The sequence below is a fragment of the Acinetobacter sp. Q186-3 genome, assembly GCF_013420655.1.
GTDB classification, from domain to species: domain Bacteria; phylum Pseudomonadota; class Gammaproteobacteria; order Pseudomonadales; family Moraxellaceae; genus Acinetobacter; species Acinetobacter indicus.
This window is the reverse complement of the sequence record NZ_VOXS01000006.1, coordinates 16,586-40,833: the sequence shown is the minus strand read 5'-3', so window position 1 is coordinate 40,833 and position 24,248 is coordinate 16,586. Positions and strand designations below refer to the sequence as shown.

The following is a 24,248-nucleotide window of genomic DNA, read 5'->3' as shown; positions in this document are numbered from 1 at the left end:
TCATCCTGCAATGATGGTCCTGTACATCCCAACAAATCCTATCTTGGGCTGTACGCAGCGTCAGTGGCTGGGAGAGAAAACCAAACCAGACGGCTTATTTCTGTGCAGCGGTCACTGCAATTTCAATCAGCCAGTCCGGGTTGACCAGTTCCGCCTGAATGGTTGCGCGTGCCGGTGTGGCATGGCCCTGCAACCATTCAATCCAGAGCGCATTCACGGTCTGGAAATCGGACAGATTCTTTAAAAAGAGTTGCGCAGATAAAATCCGGCTTTTATCGCTATTGGTTTCGGCCAGCAGCGTATCAATAGTCTGCAGCACTTCTTGCGTTTGCGCAGTGATGTCCTGCCCGGCAGTGGTTTTCGGAATCTGACCCGACAGATAGACCACCTGATTAAATACCGTTGCCGCACTCATCACTTCAGTGCTGTGAATACGTTGAATATCTTGAGAACTCATGTTGTGATCCTGTTGAATAAAATTTTATGCCTGCACCACAAACGGCACCCGGGCGGTGATTGCGCACATCAGCTCATAGCCAACGGTACCGGCTGCCTGACTGACCTCATCGACCGGCAAGATGGCACCACTGCTGGAATAGCCCCACAGCACCACTTCAGCGCCAATATCGGCGTCAGGAAGATGGCTGAGATCGACCGCCAGCATATCCATACTGACCCGACCCAGCGTCTGGCTGCGCTGCGAATTGACCAGTACCGGTGTACCGCTTGGAGAAATTCGCTGATAGCCATCGGCATAGCCACAGGCCACTACGCCAATCCGCATGGCTTGTTCAGCAACAAAGCTGGAGCCATAGCCAATACTTTCTCCAGCCTTCAGCTGCTGGACAGCAATAATTTCACTGCGCAGGCTCATGCTCGGTTTCAGGTTCCAGTCCTGAATTGTGTGCTGTGGAAAATCGGGGGAACTGCCGTACAGCATGATGCCGCTACGCATCACATCGCTGTGCAGGGCCGGCGCATGACGTAGCAGCGCCGCGCTATTACAGAGCGAACGCTGGCCAGGCAGGCCGGCAATGGTCTGTTCAAAACACTGCTGCTGATAGTCAATGCCCGGCGCGCCAAAACGTTCGCCGTCGGCATCGGAGAAATGCATCATGTGGGTAATAGAGGCGATAATTTCCAATGCCTGTAACTGGGCGAAGGCGTCCCGGTAAGTGGCGGGTGCAAAACCCAGACGGTTCATGCCACTGTTCATTTTCAGATAGACATGAAAACGTGCTTCCGGATGCTGGCGCTGGAACTGCTGTAACCAGTCAATTTGATGGGCGCTGTGAATGCTAAAGCTCAAGCAATGTTGCTGACAGACAAATAAATCTTCCAGACAGAAAATACCTTCCAGCAACAGAATATCGCCCTGCCAGCCCAGCTGGCGTAATCTCAGCGCCTCGGCCAGATCCAGCAAGGCAAAGCCATCGGCGGACTGAAAAGCCGGATAGACCCGCTCGATGCCATGACCATAGGCATTGGCCTTGACCACGGCATAAACTTGGCTGTCCCCGGCATACTGCCGGGCAATCTGCAGGTTATGGCGCAGTGCATCGAGATGCACCACCGCCTGAATTGATCTGGACATCGTTCTTCCTTGAATCAATACCTTAAGCAGCGTAACGCTGTAACGATAAGCCTTCAGTGCTAATTTCCGGTTGCTGCTGCATCACCAGATCACTGATTAACTTGCCCGAACCACAGGCCATGGTCCAGCCTAAAGTCCCGTGACCGGTATTCAGGAACAGGTTTTTATAGCGGGTGCCACCAATAATCGGGGTGCTGTCTGGCGTCATTGGACGTAAACCGGTCCAGAAGCTGGCCTGCGGTAAATCACCACCCGGGAATAAATCTTTGGTGACCATTTCTAAAGTGGCACGACGATCCTGATTCAGACCGAGGTTAAAGCCGCTTAATTCAGCCATACCACCAACACGAATCCGCTGGTCAAAACGGGTAATGGCAATCTTGTAAGTTTCATCCAGAACTGTTGATTGTGGCGCCATGGCCGGATCGACAATTGGCACAGTCAGCGAATAACCTTTCACCGGATAGACCGGCAGGTCCAGATGCAGCGGTTTCAGGAATTCACGTGAATAACTGCCAAACGCCAGCACATAACGGTCTGCGGTCAGCACTTTGCCATTGACCAGCACGCCTTTAATCTCGTCGCCTTCAACCAGCAGTTTTTCTACATTCTGGTTAAACTGGAAATCGACACCCATCTCCTGTGCCAGTTTGGCCAGCGCATTGGTAAACAGATAGCAATCACCGGTTTCATCATTAGGCAAGTGCAAGCCACCAACCAGTTTATCTTTGGCCGCAGCCAAAGCCGGTTCAACCCGGGCCAGACCATCACGGTCTAACAGCTCATATTCCACACCGCTTTCTTTTAATACTTCAATGTCACGCTGTACGGCATCGAGCTGGGCATCTTTACGGAACAGCTGCAGCGTGCCTTTAGAGCGGTTTTCATAGCTGATTCCGGTGTCTTGGCGTAACTGTCTCAGGCAATCGCGGCTATATTCGGCTACCCGCACCATCCGCTCTTTATTAATAGCATAGTGCTGCGCATTACAGTTTTTCAGCATTTGCGCCATCCACTGTAACTGCCACATACTGCCATCCAAATTCACGGCCAAAGGTGCATGATGCTGGAACATCCACTTCACGGCTTTAAATGGAATCCCCGGCGCTGCCCACGGCGTTGAATAGCCCGGTGAAACCTGTCCGGCATTCCCGAAGCTGGTTTCTTCCGCCGGCCCGGTTTGACGATCCAGCACCGTCACACTTGCACCCTGCTGCGCCAGATAATATGCGCTGGTCACCCCAATGACACCGCTTCCCAACACAATTACACGCATAGACTTGACCTCAAATACATTCCAGTTTATTTAACTAGTATATTTTCGGATCAATAGTGAATTTTGCTATTTTTAGTGGGTATTTTCAGATAATCCACCCATTTTTTCAGGATATTTTTTGGAATAAAGGAATTTTTAGATGCGTAAATTAGACCGGATTGATCGCATGATTTTGGACATCCTGCAAAACAATGGCCGGATTGCGATTAGTGAGCTGGCGGCCAAGGTCAATTTATCCACCACGCCCTGCTCGGAACGGGTTAAACGGCTGGAACGCGATGGCATTATTATGGGCTATTATGCCCGCCTGAATCCTGAACTGGTGGACAAGAAACTGCTGGTATTTCTGGAGATTAAACTGTCGGCCAAATCGGGCGATGTGTTTGATCAGGTGGCGCGAGATCTGGTGGATATTCCGGAAGTGCTCGAGTGTCATCTGATTTCCGGCGAGTTTGATTATCTGGTTAAAGCACGGCTCAAAGAAATGAGCGCCTACCGGCGTTTACTTGGCGATTTACTGAAAAAATTGCCGGCCTCAGCCTCTTCACACAGTTATGTGGTAATGGAAGAAGTTAAAGAAAGTCTGTATTTAAATATTGAAGGCTGATGTTTCAGAGAGTCGATAGATCCGTCGATGTGATTAGGCGCATGGAAAATCCAGCCACCGGCTGATGAATACAGCATCAGCCGAATGGATTTTTTATATTAAGCCTGACAGGATGCCAATGCACTATTTAAGTCAGCCACCACATTCGGCAACTGGGAAAACTGCTGAATACGGGCTTTTGGTGCAGCATGATCCAGCTCTTGCATCGTGCCATAACCATATTCGACCGCGACCGCTTCAATCCCGTTATGTCGCGCCCCCAGCACATCATATTCCCGGTCGCCGACCATAAGACATTGGCTGGCCTGCAGCTGTTCCTGCTCCAGAATATAGGCAATTAATTCATCTTTATGGGTCCGATCACCATTCAGCTCGCTGCCATAAATGCCGGTAAAATACTGTTCCAGCTCAAAATGCTCCAGAATCTGCCGTGCATAAATGGTCGGCTTGGCCGTGGCTAAAAACAGCTGATAGCCCTGGAGTTTCAAGGTTTGCAAGGTTTCCGCCACAGTCGGATAAACCTTATTTTCATATAAACCGGTCACGGCAAAACGCTCGCGATAACCCATCAGTGCCTGTTCCGCCAGCACATCATTCGGTTCAACCTGTAAAATTTTTGCCAGTGAAGCTTTCAGTGGCGGACCAATAATCCAGTCAATATTTTCAGATTCTGGTAGTGGATGACCAATTTTTGCCAGTCCATAACGCGCCGAGGTGGTAATACCCACTTTTGGATCGGTCAGGGTGCCATCCAAATCAATCAGCAGATGTTTAATCATGAATTTTTCTCCCCCTTCGACCGTGAAATACACTCGAGACTTGATTCAAAGTTGCCTATACTAACGTAAATTCATGATTGAAGGATATGGATGTGCGTCCAACGGTACTTTGCTTTTCTGGTTTAGATCCCTCTGGGGGCGCGGGCTTACAGGCTGATATTGAAGCGATTGGTCAAAGTGGCGCACATGCGGCCATTGCCTGTACCGCCCTCACGGTGCAAAACTCGCAGCAGGTGTTTGGCTTTGAAGCCACTTCCAAAGCATTGCTACTGGCCCAGGCCAATGCCGTGGTGAACGATCTGCCAATTCGCTGTGTTAAATCGGGAATGCTCGGCACCACCGACAATATTGCAGCGCTGGCAGATTTCTTGAGAGAACATCCGGACTATTACTATGTGCTGGACCCGGTTCTGGTCGCCAACAGCGGTGGCTCTCTGGGTGATCAGGCGACTTTGGTCAAGGCCTTTGTCGAGCTGATTCCACTGGCAACCTTACTGACCCCGAATACGGTAGAACTGCGTGCCCTGACCGGTGAAGATGATCTGGAACTGGCCACCCAGAAACTGTTTGCGATGGGTGCCAAGGCGGTTTTGGTTAAAGGCGGCCATGAAGATACCCCGGATCACATCCGCAATGCTTTATATATAGATGGTGAACTGATTTCAGAAACCCGTTGCCCGCGTTTAGAAGGCGAATACCACGGTTCGGGCTGCTCGCTGGCCAGCTTTATTGCCGGCCGTTTAGCACTAGGTGATGAACTGCAAGCCGCTGTGAATTATGCTGAAACCTGGCTGTTTGGGGTACTAAAACAGGCAGAAAGTCCGGTACCGAATGGTCAGAAGATTCCAAAACGCTTTTAATCCTTAATATAAAAAATACCTGCTATAAAAAATACCTGCCCCATGGCAGGTATTTTTTCGACCTGAATCTGAAGCCCTTTAATCCGGCATATCATCCAGCTGCTGCGGTTCGGCTCGCGGCTGGGTATTCATCCGGTGCCGGAACGAGGCGGAACGTTCATAAGCCTGTTTACGTACCCGCATAATTGAACCCAAAGGTTGATGCGCCTGCACGCCATGCCACGGGTTAAACGACAACACATCATCGGCATAAACCCGCCGCTCCGGACTATAGCTGTCCTGTTTGGGAAAATGCAAAGTGCCAATGGTCTGATGCGCAGATTCTTCTTCCGGCCATAATACCGAGGCATCTTCAATGGGCATCCGTTCCAGACTGGTACATAATTGCGCACGCAATACATAATCGGCGCTATGGTGCTTAAAGAAATCCCGAACCAGATCGCGGATGCTGGAGTCATGGCTAATCTGCATTGGAATATTGGTCAGCTGACGTACCGAGGTCGATTCCGGCGCCACACTGATTTTTGCCATATAGTCGCCATAACGCAGTGCAGCCATGGTGTGATAGGTTTCACCGAGAATATGGTTCTGACTGCGCGCCCAGCCTTTTAAAGTTACCGGTACTTCTAAACCGGCTTTATCCACCAGTGTATTTAAACTGCGCGCCATACTGCGCATGCCTTTTAACATCGGATCGGGCGCCTGTTCCGCGCGTGTCACCAGGGGCAGCATCTGCTGGTATTTACGCAGCGTGCCAAAGGCCAGCACCGGAATATTCACCATCAGAATATCCTGGTTTTTACCATCACTCGGATCATCGGCCAGTAAGCGTGCGCCCGGCACATTCAGGATTTTTAAGGCAAAGCCATGCGGTACTGGCACCTGGTCACTGCGTAAATCTCCCGGCGCAGCCGATAAACGCACCATCACATCATAATGTCCTGGCTCGGCAAAAATTCCCTGCGCCAAATGCGGCGGCAACATCGGCACGGTCAAAATACCTTTCAGAAATGCATGTGATTTGGCATGCGCATCGCGGACTGCATGGCGATGCTTGTCAAACACCTGTTGTCGGGCTTGGGCCATATGCTCGATAATATCTTCAATCAAGCGGCTTTCATTCGGCTGTTCCTGTTCAACCTGCGGGGTATACGGTAGATACGGCTCTGACATCGTGAACGCTCCTGTTCCGGCCTGAACATCTGGCAAAAATTGGCTAATATCCACCAATCTAGCAAGCTGAGAGCCAGAAAAATATAGTGCTTATTCAACAGTTCAGGAGAGTTTGGTAAGCGTAGACGACTCAGCTCAACACGATACTTGGGTTCAGTCTTGATGATGTCTGGATTTAAGCTGCGCCACATGCGCGCGCCGGGTTTGCCAGGACGGGTCCAGTACTTCTTTTTCCAGTCGTAATTGCAAACGTTTTAAGCGCATGGCGGAGATGACTTCGGTCTGGAACTCCTGTACGTAATTTACCCAGCCTGTCCCTTGAAATACCTGCTTTGGCATCTCTGTTTTAAATTCGCAGCCCGGCATAAATACCACTATTGAATGTAAATGTTCCGGCTCCAGCAGATCAGCCAGCAAATGACTCAACACCTGAGTATGTTTGTAATTCTGATGCAAGGGATTCTGGAATTTATAACTCTTTTTATAAATTTTCTGGGTCCACATTTTTTGCCGCGCACTGCCAAAAATCCAGCCCTTATAGTTTTTGCTTTCTATCACAAAGACGCCAAAAGGACTTAATAGCACATGATCAATTTGTGTGGTGCCACCATCCTGATCGGGCAAGGTCAAATCATTAAGTAAAATATAACGCTCATCCAGATGTTGCTTGGCCTGTCGCTGAACAGCCCACTCCCCGATTTTGCCTTTTAAGTCCGGCAGGAACACCCGCAGCAGGCTCAAGCCCAGCAGAATCAGCAACAGCCACCACAGCTGTGAAATCAACATACGCAAAATATTTACATCATGCATTGCGGTTTTATTTTAATGGTGATGATCTTGACCTGACGCTAACATAAAACGGTGTTTCATTCAGGAATGATAATGCTGGTTTAATCTTCATTATCAGGCAGATACTGAAAGATTCCATCTGCTTGAGGGCACTCAATCTGGATAGTGATCTATTTTTTTAATCAACGGATGCTTACTGATTTAAGCTGTTTATTGGCCTGCACTAAGCGATGCAACACCATAAAATATCTATATTTATTTTTGTTGTTGTTCCAGTTTTAACAGAATCTCTTTATTGTCTAATCCGCCGGCAAAGCCAACCAGTTTACCGCCGCTGCCAATCACCCGATGACAGGGTGCAATAATTGAAATTGGATTTTGGCCATTGGCCGCACCGACAGCCCGTACCGCTTTGGGACTGCCGACCTGCTCAGCAATTTGCCGATAACTGCGGGTTTCGCCAAAAGGAATATTCAGCAGTGCCTGCCAAACTTTTTTCTGAAATTCTGTGCCTTCAAAATCTAAAGGCAGTTCAAAAGTCTGACGCTGGCCCTGAAAATATTCATTCAGCTGTTGTTGCGCATCCAGCAAAATCGGATGATCCAGCTGCTCTACCAGCTCGGCCTGCCGGACCCGTTTGGGATTTTCATTGTCCCAGATCACGGCGACCAGCGCGCTGTCTGTGGCCACCAGTTTTAAACGCCCGACCGGAGAAGGCATATACATAAATGCAAGTTTCATCTCCTTCTCCTGTTCAGTTTAGTCTAGCTTGATTATGCCGATGAAAGTTTCATCAGCACAAGACCGGAAATAATTAACACTGCCGCCAGCATACGCATGGCCGATGCCGGCTCGCTCAGTACCAAAATACCCACCAGAAAAGAACCGACCGCGCCAATCCCGGTCCAGATGGTATAGGCCGTGCCCAGTGGCAGACTGCGCATGGCATAGGCCAGCAGGCCAAAACTGAGCACCATAAAGAAAATGGTCAGAATGCTTGGGGTAAGTTTGGTAAAACCATCTGAAAGCTTCATAAAATAAGCCCAGACAATTTCAAAAATACCGGCAAAAATTAATACGATCCAGGCCATCACGCCCTCCTCCATTATTCAGATAGAGTCAGGCCGTCCTGACGATTTTTCTTAAAGACAACGTCTTTAAGGGAGGTCGTTCCTCCAAAATTACGGTATCAGTATAGCAAAAATCCACCGCCTGCCAGTAGAACGCCGTTGAAGGGGAATAAGCTTCAGCTCAAGAGGGACTGAAAATCACAACCCAGATAAGGCGATTCAAACTTATTCACTTGAGTGAATAAATTGCTTACTGGAGCATAGGTCGTTTCTCCAGCAAGCAAAAGGATGAACCAAAGCCCATCCAGTGTATGGATAAATGCTTTAAAACTTCAACCGTAATCCGGCACCATATTGCCAGCCCTGTTCCGACTCCGTCGCATCCTGCTCAGCTGTCTGGGCCAGCCCTTTATGATAGCCATAGGCCACATCTACAAACGGCATGACTTTTTTGCTGATTTCATAACGCATCTGTAGCCCGGTCTGCAGCTGGTTTAAACCAGTTTTCTGCGCTTGCACCGATTCATCTGAAAGTACCAGCTTGGCCTGCAAATAAGGTGCCAGAATCAGTTTCTGGGTCAGCAAAAGATCTCGCTCAGTGTCCAGACTCAGCAGCACCTGCTGATCTTCGGCAAGCGACAAATAGGCCTCAGATTCAAAGAAATACGGCGCCAGCCCATGCAGGCCAACCACACCACGCCATTGCTGTGCCGAAGTCTGATCCTCCTGATAGGCCACACCAGCCTGGATATCCCAAAAATCAGAAATCATCCGGCTATATAAAACCTGTGCCTCATATTCAGCTTGTTGCGACTCGGCCTGCTGGGTATGCAGTTTGAAAAACAGCTTGTGTTCATCCGTTCCGACCCGGCTTTCCAGCTCGGACTGCCACACTCCGCGTCCACCCGCATGCTGCATCCATTTTGATTCCAGCATACTGGACTGATACCACTGCCCGCCATGCTCCTGTCGGTGATCATGCGTTGTTGCCGTTGCAGCCTTCTCCACCAGATGAGGCATGCTCATGAGCTGATGTTGCTGATGTTGCTGATGTTGCTGATGTTGCTGATGTTGCTGATGTTGCTGATGTTGCTGATGTTGCTGATGTTGCTGATGTTCAGCCTGCATCATCTGCTTGTGTTGTGCATGTTTATCGACAGATTTTACTGACGTCTGCGGTACAACTTCATGTTCTGTAACATGGGAAGATGGGTGCTGTGTCTGCGCCGATAACATCGGTGTCGCAAACAGCATGGCTCCCAACAAATTGAAACGGGCAAAATTAGTGATGTGCATGTGGATCTCCCGAAGACTGAACAGCAGCTGGCAGCGCAGATGGAGCTGCGGGTAATGAAGCCGTCTGCTCTGGCATCACCTGTGCCACCACTAACTTATTCATCATGCCCGAACTCATGTGATACAGCAGATGACAATGGATTGCCCATTCCCCCAGCTCATCGGCGGTCAATAACGCGCTCACGATTTTTCCAGGCGGTACAATCAGGGTATGTTTATTTGGCAGGTCGGCAGCGGCCTGGCCATTTTCCAGCTGCATAAACATGCCATGCAAATGCATCGGATGCGCCATCATGCTGTCATTGATAAATTTCAGCCGAATCCGTTCGCCATAGGCCACCTGCAACGGTTCAGCCTCGCTAAATTTCTTGCTATTGATGGTCCAGATATAACGTTCCATCGTGCCGCCCAAACGAATCACCAGCTCTTGCACCGGCGCGCGCGTATCCGGCTGCGGCTTTAAGGCTTTTAAGTCCGCATAGCGAAGTGCTTTATGTCCGGCGGGTGTTGAGGCATTGGCCCAACCTTGAGGGACCGAACTGGCCGAAGATTTTGACTGCGCCTGCGTTGCATGCGATGAATGCACTGCAGGATGATCTTCGGCTACCGTTAAAGATTCAGTCTCTTTAATGGCAGCATGCGTCATCGATGGATGCTGCAGGGTCGAAGATGTGGATGACGCACTATGTACCGCATGTGGCGCAGTACTTTCTGCACCATGAGCAGCATGTCCCATATCTTCCATGGTCAATACCGCACGTGGTCGTGCGGTTGGCATGTGCAGTGGCGGTGGTTGCATGCCCTGTTGCAATAAACTACCAATGGCAAAGCCTGAACGGTCAATTGATTCTGCTTCAATCTGGTAATGGCCGGCTTTTGGTTCCACCAGTACATCATAGGTTTCAGCCGTCCCGATTCGGAACTCATCTACAGGCACCGGCTGGACCGGCTGGCCATCAGCGCTGATGACGGTCATTTTGAGCTGCGGAATGCGTACATCAAAAAACGACATGGCCGAGGCATTAATAAAACGTAAACGCACTTTTTCATTCGGTCGGAACAGCCCGGTCCAGGCCTGTTCCGGTGTTTTGCCATTGATTAAAAACTGATAACCGGTGACATCCGACAAATCGGTTCTAAGCATACGCATCTGGTTCCACATGGAACGTTGCTGCCAGGTCTGTTTCAGGCCCTGCTGTTTCACCTGCTGCAACACATCGGCCAGGGTTTCACGCTGGTTCTGATAATACTCGGCCGACTTTTTCAGATTATTTAAAATCGTGTCGCTGGAAGATGCGTGAAAATCGGACAGCATCACCACATAATCCCGCTCGGCCTGCTCATGCGCAGCCACAGGCTGTTTGCCTTTGGGATAAATGACTAGCGGGCCATATAGCCCATCCTGCTCCTGACCTTTGGAATGGGCGTGATACCAGTAGGTGCCCTGCTGCCGTAGCTGAAAGCGATAAGTAAAATGTCCCTTCGGCGCAATGCCCTGAAAGCCGTTAAAGCCCGGCACGCCATCCATTACACCCGGCAATAACAGACCATGCCAGTGAATGGAAGAATCGCGATTTTGAAGCTGGTTATGCACATGAATCACCGCTTCATCACCTTCCTCAAATTCAAGCAAGGGGGCTGTGAATTGGCCATTCACACTTATTTTTTTGACAGTTTTTCCGGTCAGCTTGACCGGCTGCTCATCAATATACAGATGATATTCCCGGACTGCGGCCATCGCCCAGGACGATGCGCACAGACATAAGCCAAGCACGATGGCCTGACGCAATTGAATTGACATGATTTATCCTTAAAACAATAAAAAAAGAAAAGTTTTTAAAGTCAGGATAAGGTTTTCGGTGGACGCAGGATTTCCTGCCAGTAGCCGGGTAAATGCTGGGCATGATAGAGATGAAAGTGCGGCTCAGACTCAAAGGTCGGGCTTGCCTGTTCCAGCACAGGGAGCGCAATCTTGAGATAGCTCAGACCCGGCTGGCAATGTAGGGGTGGACAATCCTGACAGTTTAAATGCTGCTCTGGATGATGTACCTGCTCGCAGTCGGGTAACTGTGCAGATGGACTGGTGCTATGATGGCTTGGGTGATGTTGTTCTACAGGAGAATCTGCCTTTTCAGCATGACAAGGTGTAGGTGATGAAACGGATGATTTCGCACTGGTGATCGCGGCAGAGTTAGACAGTTGCATGGCCGCATGCGCTGGTTGTACAACCGCCAGCACAAGACTACTCCATCCCATGACAAATGCCATCAGATAGCTGAACCACACCGGTTGTCTGCGCTGTGTATACAACAGGATTTCCTCACCCCATAAGACCAAACCCCAGCGTTGAAGCTGCTTAAAACAGCTAAACGCCTGTGCAAACCAGCATAGAGAAATTCAAAGTTATACACAATGCTTTAAATTTTAAATTGCTGCTGCCGGGAAGATTGTTTTACATATCAATAAAAAAATAAAGTTATTTATTGTGCAGTATAACTCTTAAGCAGAGCTGAATAAAAAGGCAGGAATTTTAGGGCTTTTGCTCAAATAAAAAGGACTCATTTGAGTCCTTTTTATACATTTTATGTCTAATTGGCAAACGATTGATGCACAACTGTTTATAAATTAATCCGGTTATCCATACTGTTATCAACATAGATATCCATAGAGTTAATCACAAAGTTATCCACAGGGTGCCGATAACTTATCCAGTTTTATTAGGTATTCACGGCACCGACTTTGGCCAGTTCGGCACGCATCTCATCAATCACAGCTTTATAATCCGGTTTGCCAAAAATCGCTGAACCGGCCACAAACATATCGGCACCGGCTTCGGCAATTTCACGGATATTGGCCGGGCCAACACCACCATCAACCTCAAGGCGAATATCACGGCCTGAGGCATCAATGATCTGACGCGCCTGACGTAATTTTTCCAGGGTCATAGGAATAAATTTCTGGCCACCAAAGCCCGGGTTCACACTCATCAATAAAATCTGGTCGACTTTATCCAGCACATAATCCAGATAATGCAGCGGCGTTGCCGGGTTAAAAACCAGACCCGCCTTGGCACCGCCCGATTTGATCAGTTGCAGCGAACGGTCAATATGGTCCGAAGCTTCCGGGTGGAAGGTAATAATATCGGCACCGGCTTCCAAGAAGTCGCCAATCATGCGATCCACCGGAGAGACCATTAAATGCACATCAATTGGCGCCTGAATCCCATAATTTTTCAGGGCCTTACATACGTCTGCACCAAAGGTGAGGTTGGGTACATAGTGATTGTCCATGACATCAAAGTGGACAACATCAGCACCGGCTTCAAGCACTTTTTCTACCTCTTCCCCTAAACGGGCAAAGTCTGCAGAAAGAATAGAAGGCGCAATTAAATATGGCTTGGACATGGGAGACCCTGGCTAAGTATTTGAGTGACTGCGCCATTATAACAAATTGTCCCCGGCTCTGGGGCGGCAGATGGCCACCTGCGGCAAGATTGCAAATCTACAACGCTGTGTTGCAACACGCGGCTTTGTCTGGGCGCTCTTTTCTCTTAGGCTTAAGGCTTACTGAACAGGATTTTTCATGAAACGTTATAGTCATATTGCCACCACACAAGCGGCCCGTCTGGCCAAACGCCTGGGTAACCACTGGAAACACAAATTTGAAGTACAGGAAACAGCACAGGAACTGCGTATTTTGATGCCAAGCGCGACCATTGTGTTACAGCCACAATCTGATGCGCTCTATACCGAAATTATTGCTTTAGATGAACATACCGACCTGAACCGGCTGGAACAGGTGGTGCTGGATCATCTGCAACGCATGGGACAGGAACAGTTAAGTGCTGACTGGCAGCAGGCCGATTAAACCTACTTAGATCTGCTCATTTTACTTCGGCAGATTGCTTGGCTTCAAAGGCCTTGACTGCTTCAATACGCTCCTGCGTGGCCGGATGGCTTTGCAGAAAATCCCAGACCGACTTACCCTGCTCGCTTTCGCCGCTTTCATCTGCCAGCCGTTGTAACAGGTTGGCATAATGGATGGTTGGCACCTGCTTGTGCTGCATGGTGGTTAAGGCATAATGATCGGCTTCGGCTTCAAAATTACGCGAATAACTGGCACCCACCAAAGCCAGAGGCAGGCTGGTCATTAAATCGGAGCCATCACCGGTAATCGCAATCAGGATGACCCCAAAACCTAAACTGGCCAGGGCCTGTTGCAGACTGTGCCGCTCGACCAGATGGCCCTGCTCATGTGCCAGCACCCCCAGAATTTCCCGGTCATCCTGTGCCAGCTCAACCAGTTCATCGGTCAGAATAATAGTATTGTTGGGAATCGCCACCGCATTGGCACCTAACCGATTCCCTTCACGAAACAGCAGTTTTGCCGGCCAGTCTTCTGCCACCAGGGCCTGATACTGCTGTAAAATCGCCTGCTGGCGCGCTGCACTTAAACGGCTTGGACCCGTCATCTCCAGCACATAGTGTTCTGCTTCATTACCGACACGGTTCAGGGTGGTTTCCGGTAACTGATTGGCCACCACATGCGAGGCCCACGGAATGCCCCACTTCACCGTGGCAAAGGCCAGCGCTACAATAAAAACAGTACTAAACAGAATCAGGCTGGGGGTACGCTCCAGCTTCCAGATCGACTGATAGATATTCTTTTGCTTCAGCTGAAACCAGTCCGGTAAAGGCTGCTGAAACTCCAGACGTGCATCATCCTGGAGTTCAATTACCGGCTGGATACGGCCCAATGCGCCTATCAGCAGCATGTCCTGATAACGATAACGGCGCTGCAAGGCAAAGTTTTCACCATACTGGACCCAGATACTGTCTGCATCAGCTGCCAATACCTGAGCAGTATAAGGCTTGGCACTCTGACCATCATAAAACACGGCTTCAACCGTCATCTGTTGCATCAGGGCTTTCCTTATAAAGACACATCAATATCAAAGATATCGCTAATTTCTTCCGCAATCGCGCTTGGATCACCCTGTAACTGGTTCATCAGCAGGTCCGGATCATTGTTTAAATGCAGGCTTAAAGACTCCACCTGATAGCGATATAAACGGATTGCCGCCCACGGCGTCATAAGGCCGAGGGTTAAAATTTTCACCATCCAGTTGCTGAGCACAATCCAGGCATAGCGCCACTGGTTGCAACTGGTCTGAAACTGGCTACGACTGATGGTGGTATTATTCCAGCTGGTCATAAAAATCCGCGCCAGCATTAATGGCCAGATGAATAAAGCCGCCAGCAAATAGATGCCCATAAAAATCCAGACATACTGCACCGCACTCAGACTGGAAAAATCGGCCAGCAAGGCCAGTACCAGCGCTGCCGCCCCCAGCAAGCCGATAAACAGAAACAGCGGCACATACATGGCGCGCATATAGGCCGGCCAGTCGGCCTGTAATTTAAACTGCAATTGCCCCGCATAAAGATGATCGAGGCAATAACGCTTATACAGCCAGATCAGCACCGGGAAAAATATACCCAGGGTCAAGATATACACCAGAATCCCTTTTAAAAATTCGATATAGGCTTTCTTGCTAGTGCCGGAAAAGAAAAAGCGGCTGTTACCAAATTTACTGTTACGTGCATTAAAGCGGATGGTGGCCCGAATCAGCCAGGGCACGGCCAGATACAGAATCAGCACCCCAATCAGGGTAGCACGCACCGAGTAGTTGGATAACAGCGAAATGGCCAGATACAGGCCAATTGCAATCAGCCGGCCAATTAAGATCTTGCTCGGCACACCGGTAAAGTCAAAACGGCGCTGGATAAATTCGGTATTGCCATAAAAATAGCGCAAGCGGCGTACTTTGGCCCACGGCGCATACAGTCCCAGCGTGACAATAATCAACAGAATATTGACAATCCAGATGCCGAAATATTCCATGGCAGTACCATAAAAATGAAAGGGATGGCGCTGTCCAAGCAGCTGCGGTTCAGGTGAATCAAGCACAAGCGCCGGCGGCAGCTGGGTCTGTTCCTCTGCGGTAAAAGTCGGATGTATATCTTGGTTTTGCATATCAGGCCTTATAATTATTTTTTAAAATAAAGACACGGTTAAAAATTAAAAAACAAAAAATCACAGACCGCCTTCACCCTGCAACAGGTCGAAAGCGGTGTTCTGCGTGATGGATTATATTAGGATTGTAATTGGACTGCATGAAATTGCAGATGGTCATCAATAAAACTTTGAATAAAGTAATAACCATGATCATAGCCAGCATGTTCACGTAAGCTCAGCGGCTGTCCGGCCTGCGCACAAGCGGCCTGGAACAGCGCCGGATTCAACTGGCTATAGAACTGATCCTGCAAGCCCTGATCAATTAAAATATCGGCAAATTGCTTGCCTTTTTGCTGGACCAGTGCGGTGGCATCATGTGCTTGCCAGCCTTGACGATCCTCACCTAAATAGGCACTAAAAGCTTTCTCTCCCCACGGGCATTGGCTTGGCGCACAAATCGGCGCAAAGGCAGAAACTGATTTAAATTTTTCCGGATATTTAAAAGCTAGCGTTAACGCACCATGGCCGCCCATACTGTGGCCGAAAATACCAATACTGTCGGTTTGCACCGCAAACTGTTCACACACCAGCTTATACAGCTCTTCTGCAACAAACTGTTCCATCTGGTAATGCGCTGCCCAGGGTGCCTGGGTTGCATTAATATAAAAACCTGCCCCCTGCCCGATATCCCAGTGATCGCCCTGCGCCACCTGCTCACCGCGAGGTGAAGTGTCCGGGCTAATCAGAATAAAGCCCAACTGTGCCGCCAGACGCTGGGCATGCGCTTTAATTGCAAAAGTTTCTTCGGTACAGGTTAAACCCGCCAGGTAAAAAAGCGCCGGACAGTCCTGACCGGCCAAGGCTTGTGCCGGCAGAAAAATACCAAAACGGCTTTCCCCGTTTAAGCTGCTGGAATTAAAACGGTAAATTCGCTGTTCGCCATCAAAGCATCGATTGTTCTGTATTAATTCCATCGTCTTATCCTGTTTTAAGGGCTGTCTAAAGTTAAAGGCATTTCATTTGGCTGCGCCACCATGGCTTGCGGGAATAAACGCTGCTCCAGTTGCGGCAACATCAGCTGCATGTTCTTGCCCATCGACCATTGCGGTTCAGATGGTTCAAAACCTTGTGCCTGCTCCCATTTTGCCACGGTCAGCTTGGCCTGTGCAAAAGCCTCGGCAAAGCTGTTATTTTCACGCATGGCCTGATCAAAGAAAGCCCGGCCAAAATAGGTATAATCGGCTTCGTTGGAACAGCCGAATGAAGCGCGATCTGCGGCCGATGCGGTAATTACCAAAGTATTGTCATTTTGCAGGGCCGAAACAAAACTGCCCGAATAACAGGCCGAGATCACAATTACGCGCCAGCGGATACCGGATTTATCCAGCGCATCGCGCAGCCATTTTGGATCAACCTGTTGCAGTTCCAGCGGCGCATTTTCCATTTCAAACTGGTTCGGCAAGCCATGTGAAGTCATGTATAAAAACAGCACATCGCTTTCCGGATTCATCTGCTGGCCTATACGGCGCAGTGCCAGTTCCATACTGGTGCGTGAGGCAATCGGGGTGACATTGCGTGTCATCGGGTTATTCACCAGAATCATCGAGCGGCCAAAAGTGCCAAAGCGGGTATCGAACTGTTCCCGAATCCGCTCGACTTCGGACATAAACACATCCTGATAACTGGCCCCGGCCACGCCCAGAAAATACCAGTGTGATTGTGCAAATTCACCATACTGAATCTTCTCCAGCGCCTGATTCAGTATCTTGCTTTGTGCATAAAAGGCTTCTTCGCTAAACGTCGGCGGGACCTCTTCCACCTTCCAGATTGGCTGGCTCTTGACCGACATCTGCCACACCACCAGGGTAAACAGCGTGGCCAGAACAATCAGCGCACGTTCCCACCACGGCCATTTCAGTTCACGGGAAAATACCCAGACCACGGCCAGACTCTGCCAGACAAACAGCACCATGAAAATCAGCGGCAGATAGTCATAGAACACATAGGGCAGCACATCAATCATGCCCAGATATTGAATCAGGCTTTGCAATAAGGCGATGTGAGTATCTAACACCAGCCACAGTAAAGCCGGCACCAGCATGAGGCGTGGATTATTGACGCGCTGGGACAGGAAAATCCCGACAATTAAGGCAATAAACGGCCACAAGGCATAACTGACCAGACCTTGCGGGTTAAAATCACCGGTTTCACCGGCGCTGAGCCAGCTAAATAAAGTGTTGGCCAGACCGCCTAAAATGCCCCAGAAAATCAGTTGCAGAATGGAAGGACGGACAATCTGTAAAGATCGGCGCGAACCAAAAAATAACCACATCCCCGCTGTTTGGTTGCTTTTAAAATCATGCCAAAAATTGATGGAGGGTTTAAAGTCGATCATAAGATTGTCGTTAGCAGTGGCTCGCTTTGTGCAGACTTAGTTTATGCCTGATGTCATAATTATCAATGCTCTTTTTTAACTATATAACAAATCTTTGCCCAGTTTTGAAGCGATTACCCGTTTACTTTGGTCGCGTCCTGCTGGAAGTAGGCATCGAAGCGGCAGGCATCTCCCGTCCATTGATGATCCGGTGTTTGCCCGGCCAAATATACCGCCAGACGTGGTCGCTTGACCACCACACGTTTGGCGATTTTTTGCGCCAGCGGCAACAAGGCATCGCCCAAATCCATTTCACCATGTTCCGGCAATAACAAATGCAGCAGCTGCATCTGCTTTTTGACTTGTGCCTGTTTTTTTACCGCCTGCTGGTTCTGGTCACGCTGTGGAAACATCGGATCCAGATACACCACATCAACAGCCTGCCCTGCTTCTGCCTGCGCTTTTAAGTAATCAGCCGAATCAGAAAAGACCAAGTGGATGCGTGCGGCAACCTTGCTTAAAAACGGGTCCTGTAGGGCGCGCTGGTAGCTGTCTTCCAATAAACTAAACAGAATCGGATGCCGTTCTACCAGCGTTACTTCAGCCCCCAAATGCGCCATCAGCAAACTGTCATGGCCCAGACCTGCAGTTGCATCAATCAGCTGCGGTTTTTCCGCCAGGTTACAGGCACGGGCCAGCATTTCTGACTTTAATGACGCGCGTTTTAAACGCGGAATTTCAGCCTGCCAGTCTGGCTGCATTTTCATGCCCAGCGCACATAGCCACAGGCCATCGGCATCAACGCACAGCGCCATGTCTGGATGCAGTCTTAAAAAACGTGCATTCAGTTTGTCGATGACATCAATTTGAAGGGTAACCCCACGTGAAGAAAGCACAGCCTGATAGTGCTGTGCTTTCTCAAAAAATGCGGGTTCGGTATAGCAGCGAAGTTCGCTTACCATAAGGTCCAGCCTGTATATGCAAAGAGTAAAATCAGAAGGCCTGACACAATACGATACCAGGCAAAAATCATAAAGTCGCGTTTGGCCACATACGCCACTAGCGCGCGAATTAAGATTAATGCGGAGATAAAGGAAACAATAATCCCGACGCTCAGTACGGTCCAGTCCTGCGTGGTCTGGAAGACATCATAACTTTGATATAAATCCAGCAAGCCTGCGCCAATAATCACCGGAATTCCCAGAAAGAACGAGAATTCTGTCGCCGCTTTACGTGATACGCCCAGGAACATCGCCCCAATAATGGTCGCGCCCGAACGTGAAGTGCCCGGAATTAAAGACAGTACCTGAATCAGACCAATCCAGATCGCATCTTTATAGGTCAGGTCTTCAACTTCCTGTGCCCGTACTTGAGGTGGATGCTTCTCAATCCAGATAATGATCAGACCACCAATAATCAGACCAATGGCCACGGCGATATCATTAAACAACATCGCTTTCACGGTTTGCCCGAAAGTCAAACCAATCAGAATAATCGGCAGCGAGGCCAGAATCAGGCCAAAGCCCAGACGGCGTCCGGTTTCTTCGCCGGTGAACATGCCGGTGGCTGCGCCCCAAAGCCGGGTCCAGTATTCATAAATCACTGCTGCAATTGCCCCCATTTGAATGGCAATTACAAAAACATCACTTTTTTCTTTGGTCCAGAAGTTCATCAGTTCTGAAGCCAAAATTAAATGGCCGGTACTGGAAATTGGTAAGAATTCTGTGATTCCTTCAACAATTCCCATAATTGCCGCTTTCAGCAGCAGTAAAAAATCCATAGAAAATCCTAGTTATGATTTGCCTTGTTCTGGAATTTTTTTCCAAGCATTATCCCGCAAATACACCGGTAATGCGTATTCCGCACTGACCCATGCTTCACGTTGGGCCAATACGCGTGCAATGGTAGCAATATCTTGCGCCGTTGCACTTAAGTCTTTGTATTGTGTTTGTTCTTGTTGCAATAAGGTTGAACCTGAGCCTACTAATGGGGACTGCGCTACGGCCGCCGCATCACTATAGCCCAATAACTGTTCTTCGCTCACCGGCTGCATAATGCCTTCTGCATCTAACTGGAAACTGGCGATATAGACTTCATTCATCCGTGCATCCAGCACTGCTGTTACCGCGCTTAAACCTGCTAGCCGATAAGCCGCTTGCGCCAGCGCCTGCAAGGTCGAGACTGGAATGACCGGTAGATCATGTGACCAGGCCAGTGCCTGTGCCACCGCGGCATTAATCCGCACGCCACTGAACGAGCCCGGGCCACGGCTAAAGGCCACTGCGGTTAAATCGGCAGTGGCCGTTTCGGTCTGAGCAAAACCTTGCTCAATCATCGGGAGAATGGTTTGGGTTTGTGCCTTGGCGCGCTCATCCAACTGAAAAAACAGTTCCTGCGTGTCATTTACAATCGAAACGGAACACTGCTCATTGGCAGTTTCCAATGCCAGTAACTTCATGCACAACCTTAAAATTAAATTTTAAAAACTGGCCGCTATCATACTCCACTCCTAGACACTAGGCGAGAACTTCACCGGCTTTCACACAGAAAAAAGCCAGTTTCAAACTGGCTTTTAGGTATCTTAAAGTTCGACTTTTTCCAGCTGCTGGAAATGCTGAAAGTGCTCGGCATAATATAAGGCGCTCAGTTTCAGACGGGCCGCTCCTGCTTCATCCAGGGTTTTTACAATCTTGCCGGGAGAACCCATCACCACCGAATTATCCGGGATGACTTTGCCTTCCGGAATCAGCGCATTGGCACCAATAATACAGTTTTTTCCAATCACGGCATGATTCAGCACCACCGCGTTAATACCAATCAGGCTGTTATCGCCGATGGTACAGCCATGCAGCATGGCCTGATGACCAATGGTGACATAGTTGCCAATCTGCATCTCAATACCCGCATCGGTATGCAGCACTGCATTTTCCTGAATATTGCTAAAATCTCCAAGGCGAATCAGGCTGTTATCGCCACGCACCACCGCGCCAAACCAGATACTGACCTGCCGGCCCAGCTCGACCTGACCAATAACCGTTGCAGTTTCGGCGACCCAACCATCCCATGGTTGATGTAATGCTTTTGGGGCAATGCCCTGAAATTTATACAACATTAAAATTCCCTATTTAGATGATTTAAATCGAAACGTCGGTGAATTCAGTAAAAATGGCCATTCTTTTTGATAATCCAGCCCATACTGAAATAAAGCCACCAGCATCCGTGCGGTTAATCCCCAGACAATCTCATTTTCAACACGCATACTGGGAAAATATAAGGACTGATGGGCATAGCGTACCTCATATGGCACGGGCGGCGCTTCCATCAGATTTTTTAAAGAAGCAAAGAAAATACGGTCAATTTCGGTCGGTTGCGCTGACAGCTGCACCTCGGGTGGAATCAAGCCGACAATGGGTTTGACCAGCATGCCATTACGCGATTTTTGCATTGGCAAATCGCCAATCAGTTCCACATCAAAAGGATTCAGCGCGGTTTCTTCCTGTGCTTCGCGCAGTGCCACCACAATATTACTGGTATCCTGTGGATCGCGCTTGCCGCCCGGGAAAGACACCTCACCGGCATGGCTGTTTAAATAGGCCGAGCGGCGGGTCAGCAGGACTTTCGGCTGAGCTTCATCGGTAATCGCAATCAACACGGCCGCATGCGCCTCACGCATACTTCGCGAGAAGCGTAAGCGCTGTTGCAATTCCTGTGTCAATGAATGCTCTACCATCTTTTATTATCCTGATTGCCTGACTTTCATCATAGCTGAAATTCTGGGCAAAAGGATAGAAATGATGCCAAAGTTCATTTTTTCAGTTATGCTGATCAGCAACTTTATCGTTGATGCTGAATATGAACTTTTGCGGAACGTGTGGACATAAAACAACGGAAAAAATTCCTTTAGGCGATCATCAGTTACGCCGTGTTTGCAGCCATTGTGGCAGTATTCATTATGTGAATCCGAAAGTGATTTGCGGTGCTTTGGTGCTGTGGGAAGATCAGGTGTTATTATGCCGCCGTGCCATTGAACCGCGTTATGGACTCTGGACCCTACCTGCCGGTTATATGGAACTGTTTGAAACCATGGAACAAGGCGCGGCACGTGAAACCCGTGAAGAAGCAGAAGCGGAAATCGAGATTGAGCAGCTGTACTGCATGTACAACATTCCACGGATTGGCCAGATTTATGTGCTGTTTAAAGCGCAGCTGATTGAAGGTCAATTTGGGGCGGGTGAAGAAACTATTGAATCGCGTCTGTTTAGCGAAGATGAAATTCCATGGGCAGAACTAGCCTTCCCAAGCGTGGAACATACCTTAAGACATTATTTTGAAGACCGCAAAAACCAGCATTTCCCGACTCATCTGGAAACCTTGGGTACGCGTTTGGATCATACTGGTTAACAATAAATATCCCCGCCAAGAAAAAGCCCATCCGTAGATGGGCTTTTGTATTTTAATGAATATATTGCTGTTACTGGATACGCACCTGTTCCGGGTTATAACAGTCCGCCACTTCGATGCTCACGGTTCCACCGGTGAGTTTAGCCAGTTCTTTATCGGCATCCGTAGCATTGTTGCTATCCTGATTGGTAAAAGTCTTGAGCTGCAAGGTATACAGGTTACTCCATGACACGGTATTGTTGCCGGAGAAGTCACTCAGGCTAATCCGGGTCGAGGTATGATTGACCAGATTACCCATATTCAGCCGCGCACCACCTACCACCATGGCCTGCTCGCCCTGGGTATTGTCAACCCGGGTATTCAGACCAATTACGGCACCATTCAGCTGGTTAAAGACCGGATTGGCCAGAATCATCCGCAGGGTAATCGCCTGCGCCTGATTGCTCAGATCGGTTGCTCCCAGCACACCAATACGATATTGCGTGACATTATTACTATCCACAATCTCTGGCGTGCTGCTATCTGTAGCGACTGCGCAGGTCCCCGACAGATCGGTTGCGGTCGGATTTGGGCCAATATCGGTACGGATATTGCCCTGCTCATCCAGCACAATCCCGAGCTTAATTGCTGGCGCGGCATTATTAGCAAAATTGAAATTCAGAGTGGCATATAATGGGAAAATATAACGCTCACCCAAGGCCACATTTTTCGCCGAAGTAAAAATCCGGTTATCCAGGAAATTCACCTGAAAATATTTATAGATATCCAGTGAGCCCTTAAACTGATCCGTGCCAATAGTCTGGGTCCAGCGGCCATATTCTTCCGGCTTTCCTGTCGGGAACTTGGTCAGGGTTTTATAAATGCCTTCGGTGCCGGCAATCATATAATCGTTATACAGTTTCCCCTGGGTCACGGTAAAATCTTCAGTCCGGTTACTGTTGATGCTAAAACGATAAGGCCCCTGGATCGTTTCATTCAGTGGATTAATCCAGTTATTTTGTGCCGCTGCGGTCATCAGTTCCGGACGGACACGTTTCAAGAAATCGGCCGTAATGGTCAATAACGGGTTTTCATTACTGGTCGACATGGTTCCACGCCACTGCATGCCATAACCGAAAGTATAACCCGAGCGATCGGTCATCAACTGGAACTGGCCAATCAGGTGTCTTAAGGTATTCGAGTTCTGTTTACAATCATCCTGATTACAGCCATATAAACCTTGTGGTAAGGTCGAACCCTCCACAGCCAGTACCGGATAGTTGGCCTGATAAGAGGCAGAGTTGGTCATATAAACCAGGGTTTTCAGCGCGTCAAAGGCCTGCGCATCACTGACGGTGCTCAAGTCAACCCAAGGACTTAACTTGCTGACATAGGCACCGGACCGGTAATCCTCCAGCGTCACCGAACCCAAAATATCATCCAGCTGTTCTTTTTTTAGCGCAGAAATATAAAGTGGCTGCACATCACCGGCAATGGTCGGCCGTTCTTGGTTCTTGGAACTTTCAATTGATAAAGCCTGTAAAATACGTGTAATTGCCTGTGCCACTTGAACAGTTGAATCCGATGGGGTCAGTTCGGTTGCGGCCTGTCCGGTTAAGCCACGGGCAATATCCAGCAGGGTTAAACGCGGCAAGCTGGCACTGACCGAATTGGCCAGACCAATATCAGCTAGGCTTACTGTCCCCAGATTAATTGATTTTTCTGTTTTTTCCTGAATAAAGAAATGGACTTTATCACCGGCACTACATTTACCGGTGGCGGCATTGGTGGTTGGCGCAATCAGGGTAATATAGGTTTTGCTTGGATCACTGCTACAGGTGAAATTCAGGCCATCCACCGGATAATCCAGGGCAAACTCCACACAGTTTTGCCCGCTAACACAACTGCCATTAATTTCCGGCACAATATTCGGCTCTGGAATGACATTGGCACTTTCACCACCACAGCCACTGAGTGCCATCATCAAGGCGGTACTGCTCAAGGCTAAAATATTTGATTTCTTCATCCTGAT

Annotated in this window: 26 protein-coding genes; 4 read left to right on the top strand and 22 right to left on the bottom strand. The window is 49.0% G+C overall.

Translation table 11 applies throughout. The features are described from left to right. Positions 1–94: 94 nt before the first annotated feature. From FTT64_RS07025 to FTT64_RS07015, 3 genes are read right to left on the bottom strand one after another with little or no spacing between them, the layout of a single operon-like run. Positions 95–457, bottom strand: a complete 363-nt coding sequence (locus FTT64_RS07025; RefSeq protein ID WP_005179861.1) for a RidA family protein — start codon at positions 455–457, stop codon at positions 95–97. Positions 458–481: 24 nt separating this feature from the next. Then, the gene (alr, locus tag FTT64_RS07020) at positions 482–1,594 is read right to left on the bottom strand and encodes an alanine racemase (RefSeq protein WP_180182210.1); all 1,113 of its coding nucleotides are present in this window, start codon (positions 1,592–1,594) and stop codon (positions 482–484) included. A gap of 22 nt (positions 1,595–1,616) precedes the next feature. Further along, positions 1,617–2,870, bottom strand: a complete 1,254-nt coding sequence (locus FTT64_RS07015) for a D-amino acid dehydrogenase (protein ID WP_075167990.1) — start codon at positions 2,868–2,870, stop codon at positions 1,617–1,619. 139 nt (positions 2,871–3,009) lie between these two features. On the opposite strand from FTT64_RS07015, the gene FTT64_RS07010 reads away from it, so the two are divergent. Continuing rightward, positions 3,010–3,477 (top strand): Lrp/AsnC ligand binding domain-containing protein, encoded by a 468-nt coding sequence (locus FTT64_RS07010; protein WP_005179867.1) that lies wholly within the window; start codon positions 3,010–3,012, stop codon positions 3,475–3,477. Between the two features lie 98 nt (positions 3,478–3,575). Here the strand turns inward: FTT64_RS07010 and FTT64_RS07005 are convergent, their stop codons facing one another. Next, positions 3,576–4,256: an HAD-IA family hydrolase gene (locus tag FTT64_RS07005; protein ID WP_045795528.1), complete on the bottom strand. Its 681-nt coding sequence runs from the start codon at positions 4,254–4,256 to the stop codon at positions 3,576–3,578. 92 nt (positions 4,257–4,348) lie between these two features. On the opposite strand from FTT64_RS07005, the gene FTT64_RS07000 reads away from it, so the two are divergent. Then, positions 4,349–5,116, top strand: a complete 768-nt coding sequence (locus FTT64_RS07000) for a hydroxymethylpyrimidine/phosphomethylpyrimidine kinase (protein WP_016659477.1) — start codon at positions 4,349–4,351, stop codon at positions 5,114–5,116. A gap of 78 nt (positions 5,117–5,194) precedes the next feature. Here the strand turns inward: FTT64_RS07000 and FTT64_RS06995 are convergent, their stop codons facing one another. The 8 genes from FTT64_RS06995 to rpe form a co-directional block, all read right to left on the bottom strand. Beyond that, a complete protein-coding gene (locus tag FTT64_RS06995; protein WP_180182209.1) occupies positions 5,195–6,289 on the bottom strand; it encodes a catalase family protein in 1,095 nt (364 codons plus the stop codon). Between the two features lie 153 nt (positions 6,290–6,442). Continuing rightward, complete coding sequence (locus tag FTT64_RS06990) at positions 6,443–7,099, bottom strand: nuclease-related domain-containing protein (RefSeq protein ID WP_180182208.1); 657 nt, start codon at positions 7,097–7,099, stop codon at positions 6,443–6,445. Between the two features lie 234 nt (positions 7,100–7,333). After that, positions 7,334–7,819, bottom strand: a complete 486-nt coding sequence (locus tag FTT64_RS06985) for a methylated-DNA--[protein]-cysteine S-methyltransferase (protein WP_005179878.1) — start codon at positions 7,817–7,819, stop codon at positions 7,334–7,336. 32 nt (positions 7,820–7,851) lie between these two features. Further along, positions 7,852–8,169, bottom strand: a complete 318-nt coding sequence (locus FTT64_RS06980; RefSeq protein ID WP_180182207.1) for a multidrug efflux SMR transporter — start codon at positions 8,167–8,169, stop codon at positions 7,852–7,854. 303 nt (positions 8,170–8,472) lie between these two features. Then, positions 8,473–9,174, bottom strand: a complete 702-nt coding sequence (locus FTT64_RS06975) for a copper resistance protein B (RefSeq protein ID WP_286420608.1) — start codon at positions 9,172–9,174, stop codon at positions 8,473–8,475. 256 nt (positions 9,175–9,430) lie between these two features. Further along, entirely contained in the window at positions 9,431–11,245 is a 1,815-nt protein-coding gene (locus FTT64_RS06970) for a copper resistance system multicopper oxidase (RefSeq protein ID WP_180182205.1), read from the bottom strand. 41 nt (positions 11,246–11,286) lie between these two features. Beyond that, positions 11,287–11,700, bottom strand: a complete 414-nt coding sequence (locus FTT64_RS06965) for a hypothetical protein (protein ID WP_171525177.1) — start codon at positions 11,698–11,700, stop codon at positions 11,287–11,289. A gap of 461 nt (positions 11,701–12,161) precedes the next feature. Further along, positions 12,162–12,848 (bottom strand): ribulose-phosphate 3-epimerase, encoded by a 687-nt coding sequence (gene rpe, locus FTT64_RS06960; protein ID WP_180182204.1) that lies wholly within the window; start codon positions 12,846–12,848, stop codon positions 12,162–12,164. 178 nt (positions 12,849–13,026) lie between these two features. Between rpe and FTT64_RS06955 the strand changes: the two genes are divergently transcribed. Continuing rightward, entirely contained in the window at positions 13,027–13,311 is a 285-nt protein-coding gene (locus FTT64_RS06955; protein ID WP_104472524.1) for a DUF2218 domain-containing protein, read from the top strand. Between the two features lie 16 nt (positions 13,312–13,327). On the opposite strand, the gene FTT64_RS06950 is transcribed toward FTT64_RS06955, so the two are convergent. The 9 genes from FTT64_RS06950 to FTT64_RS06910 form a co-directional block, all read right to left on the bottom strand. Beyond that, positions 13,328–14,365 (bottom strand): M48 family metallopeptidase, encoded by a 1,038-nt coding sequence (locus FTT64_RS06950; RefSeq protein ID WP_180182203.1) that lies wholly within the window; start codon positions 14,363–14,365, stop codon positions 13,328–13,330. Positions 14,366–14,376: 11 nt separating this feature from the next. Then, on the bottom strand, positions 14,377–15,480 hold the full coding sequence (locus FTT64_RS06945) for a YjgN family protein (protein ID WP_104501053.1): 1,104 nt from the start codon (positions 15,478–15,480) through the stop codon (positions 14,377–14,379). 119 nt (positions 15,481–15,599) lie between these two features. Beyond that, positions 15,600–16,436 (bottom strand): S-formylglutathione hydrolase, encoded by an 837-nt coding sequence (gene fghA / locus FTT64_RS06940; protein ID WP_005179891.1) that lies wholly within the window; start codon positions 16,434–16,436, stop codon positions 15,600–15,602. Positions 16,437–16,450: 14 nt separating this feature from the next. Further along, the gene (locus FTT64_RS06935) at positions 16,451–17,857 is read right to left on the bottom strand and encodes a C13 family peptidase (RefSeq protein ID WP_035363274.1); all 1,407 of its coding nucleotides are present in this window, start codon (positions 17,855–17,857) and stop codon (positions 16,451–16,453) included. Between the two features lie 113 nt (positions 17,858–17,970). Continuing rightward, positions 17,971–18,798 carry a class I SAM-dependent methyltransferase gene (locus FTT64_RS06930; protein WP_005179895.1) on the bottom strand — a complete coding sequence of 276 codons (828 nt, stop codon included), beginning with the start codon at positions 18,796–18,798 and terminating at the stop codon, positions 17,971–17,973. Next, positions 18,792–19,616: an undecaprenyl-diphosphate phosphatase gene (locus tag FTT64_RS06925; RefSeq protein ID WP_016659491.1), complete on the bottom strand. Its 825-nt coding sequence runs from the start codon at positions 19,614–19,616 to the stop codon at positions 18,792–18,794. Before FTT64_RS06925 ends, FTT64_RS06930 begins: the two co-directional genes overlap by 7 nt. Positions 19,617–19,628: 12 nt before the next feature. Next, positions 19,629–20,294, bottom strand: coding sequence for a tRNA (adenosine(37)-N6)-threonylcarbamoyltransferase complex dimerization subunit type 1 TsaB (gene tsaB, locus FTT64_RS06920; RefSeq protein ID WP_005179899.1), 666 nt, complete (start codon positions 20,292–20,294; stop codon positions 19,629–19,631). A 123-nt stretch (positions 20,295–20,417) separates the two neighbouring features. Then, a complete protein-coding gene (locus FTT64_RS06915; RefSeq protein ID WP_180182257.1) occupies positions 20,418–20,945 on the bottom strand; it encodes a gamma carbonic anhydrase family protein in 528 nt (175 codons plus the stop codon). A gap of 12 nt (positions 20,946–20,957) precedes the next feature. Then, positions 20,958–21,566: a CoA pyrophosphatase gene (locus FTT64_RS06910; RefSeq protein WP_005179902.1), complete on the bottom strand. Its 609-nt coding sequence runs from the start codon at positions 21,564–21,566 to the stop codon at positions 20,958–20,960. A 122-nt stretch (positions 21,567–21,688) separates the two neighbouring features. Between FTT64_RS06910 and FTT64_RS06905 the strand changes: the two genes are divergently transcribed. Next, positions 21,689–22,237: an NUDIX hydrolase gene (locus FTT64_RS06905; RefSeq protein ID WP_104470910.1), complete on the top strand. Its 549-nt coding sequence runs from the start codon at positions 21,689–21,691 to the stop codon at positions 22,235–22,237. 70 nt (positions 22,238–22,307) lie between these two features. Here FTT64_RS06905 and FTT64_RS06900 read toward each other — a convergent pair whose 3' ends face one another. After that, complete coding sequence (locus FTT64_RS06900; RefSeq protein ID WP_180182202.1) at positions 22,308–24,242, bottom strand: flagellar protein FilF; 1,935 nt, start codon at positions 24,240–24,242, stop codon at positions 22,308–22,310. Positions 24,243–24,248: the final 6 nt, after the last annotated feature.

Coding starts and splice junctions, on each gene's coding strand:
- FTT64_RS06965 (WP_171525177.1), bottom strand. CDS start 11,700: ATGGGATGGAGTAGTCTTGTGCTGGCGGTTGTACAACCAGCGCATGCG.
- FTT64_RS06955 (WP_104472524.1), top strand. CDS start 13,027: ATGAAACGTTATAGTCATATTGCCACCACACAAGCGGCCCGTCTGGCC.
- FTT64_RS07010 (WP_005179867.1), top strand. CDS start 3,010: ATGCGTAAATTAGACCGGATTGATCGCATGATTTTGGACATCCTGCAA.
- FTT64_RS07015 (WP_075167990.1), bottom strand. CDS start 2,870: ATGCGTGTAATTGTGTTGGGAAGCGGTGTCATTGGGGTGACCAGCGCA.
- FTT64_RS06900 (WP_180182202.1), bottom strand. CDS start 24,242: ATGAAGAAATCAAATATTTTAGCCTTGAGCAGTACCGCCTTGATGATG.
- FTT64_RS06975 (WP_286420608.1), bottom strand. CDS start 9,174: ATGAGCATGCCTCATCTGGTGGAGAAGGCTGCAACGGCAACAACGCAT.
- FTT64_RS07025 (WP_005179861.1), bottom strand. CDS start 457: ATGAGTTCTCAAGATATTCAACGTATTCACAGCACTGAAGTGATGAGT.
- FTT64_RS06925 (WP_016659491.1), bottom strand. CDS start 19,616: ATGGATTTTTTACTGCTGCTGAAAGCGGCAATTATGGGAATTGTTGAA.
- FTT64_RS06970 (WP_180182205.1), bottom strand. CDS start 11,245: ATGTCAATTCAATTGCGTCAGGCCATCGTGCTTGGCTTATGTCTGTGC.
- FTT64_RS06980 (WP_180182207.1), bottom strand. CDS start 8,169: ATGGCCTGGATCGTATTAATTTTTGCCGGTATTTTTGAAATTGTCTGG.
- FTT64_RS06985 (WP_005179878.1), bottom strand. CDS start 7,819: ATGAAACTTGCATTTATGTATATGCCTTCTCCGGTCGGGCGTTTAAAA.
- FTT64_RS06950 (WP_180182203.1), bottom strand. CDS start 14,365: ATGCAACAGATGACGGTTGAAGCCGTGTTTTATGATGGTCAGAGTGCC.
- FTT64_RS06910 (WP_005179902.1), bottom strand. CDS start 21,566: ATGGTAGAGCATTCATTGACACAGGAATTGCAACAGCGCTTACGCTTC.
- alr (WP_180182210.1), bottom strand. CDS start 1,594: ATGTCCAGATCAATTCAGGCGGTGGTGCATCTCGATGCACTGCGCCAT.
- tsaB (WP_005179899.1), bottom strand. CDS start 20,294: ATGAAGTTACTGGCATTGGAAACTGCCAATGAGCAGTGTTCCGTTTCG.
- rpe (WP_180182204.1), bottom strand. CDS start 12,848: ATGTCCAAGCCATATTTAATTGCGCCTTCTATTCTTTCTGCAGACTTT.
- FTT64_RS06990 (WP_180182208.1), bottom strand. CDS start 7,099: ATGCATGATGTAAATATTTTGCGTATGTTGATTTCACAGCTGTGGTGG.
- FTT64_RS06930 (WP_005179895.1), bottom strand. CDS start 18,798: ATGGTAAGCGAACTTCGCTGCTATACCGAACCCGCATTTTTTGAGAAA.
- fghA (WP_005179891.1), bottom strand. CDS start 16,436: ATGGAATTAATACAGAACAATCGATGCTTTGATGGCGAACAGCGAATT.
- FTT64_RS06935 (WP_035363274.1), bottom strand. CDS start 17,857: ATGATCGACTTTAAACCCTCCATCAATTTTTGGCATGATTTTAAAAGC.
- FTT64_RS06945 (WP_104501053.1), bottom strand. CDS start 15,480: ATGCAAAACCAAGATATACATCCGACTTTTACCGCAGAGGAACAGACC.
- FTT64_RS07005 (WP_045795528.1), bottom strand. CDS start 4,256: ATGATTAAACATCTGCTGATTGATTTGGATGGCACCCTGACCGATCCA.
- FTT64_RS06905 (WP_104470910.1), top strand. CDS start 21,689: ATGAACTTTTGCGGAACGTGTGGACATAAAACAACGGAAAAAATTCCT.
- FTT64_RS06995 (WP_180182209.1), bottom strand. CDS start 6,289: ATGTCAGAGCCGTATCTACCGTATACCCCGCAGGTTGAACAGGAACAG.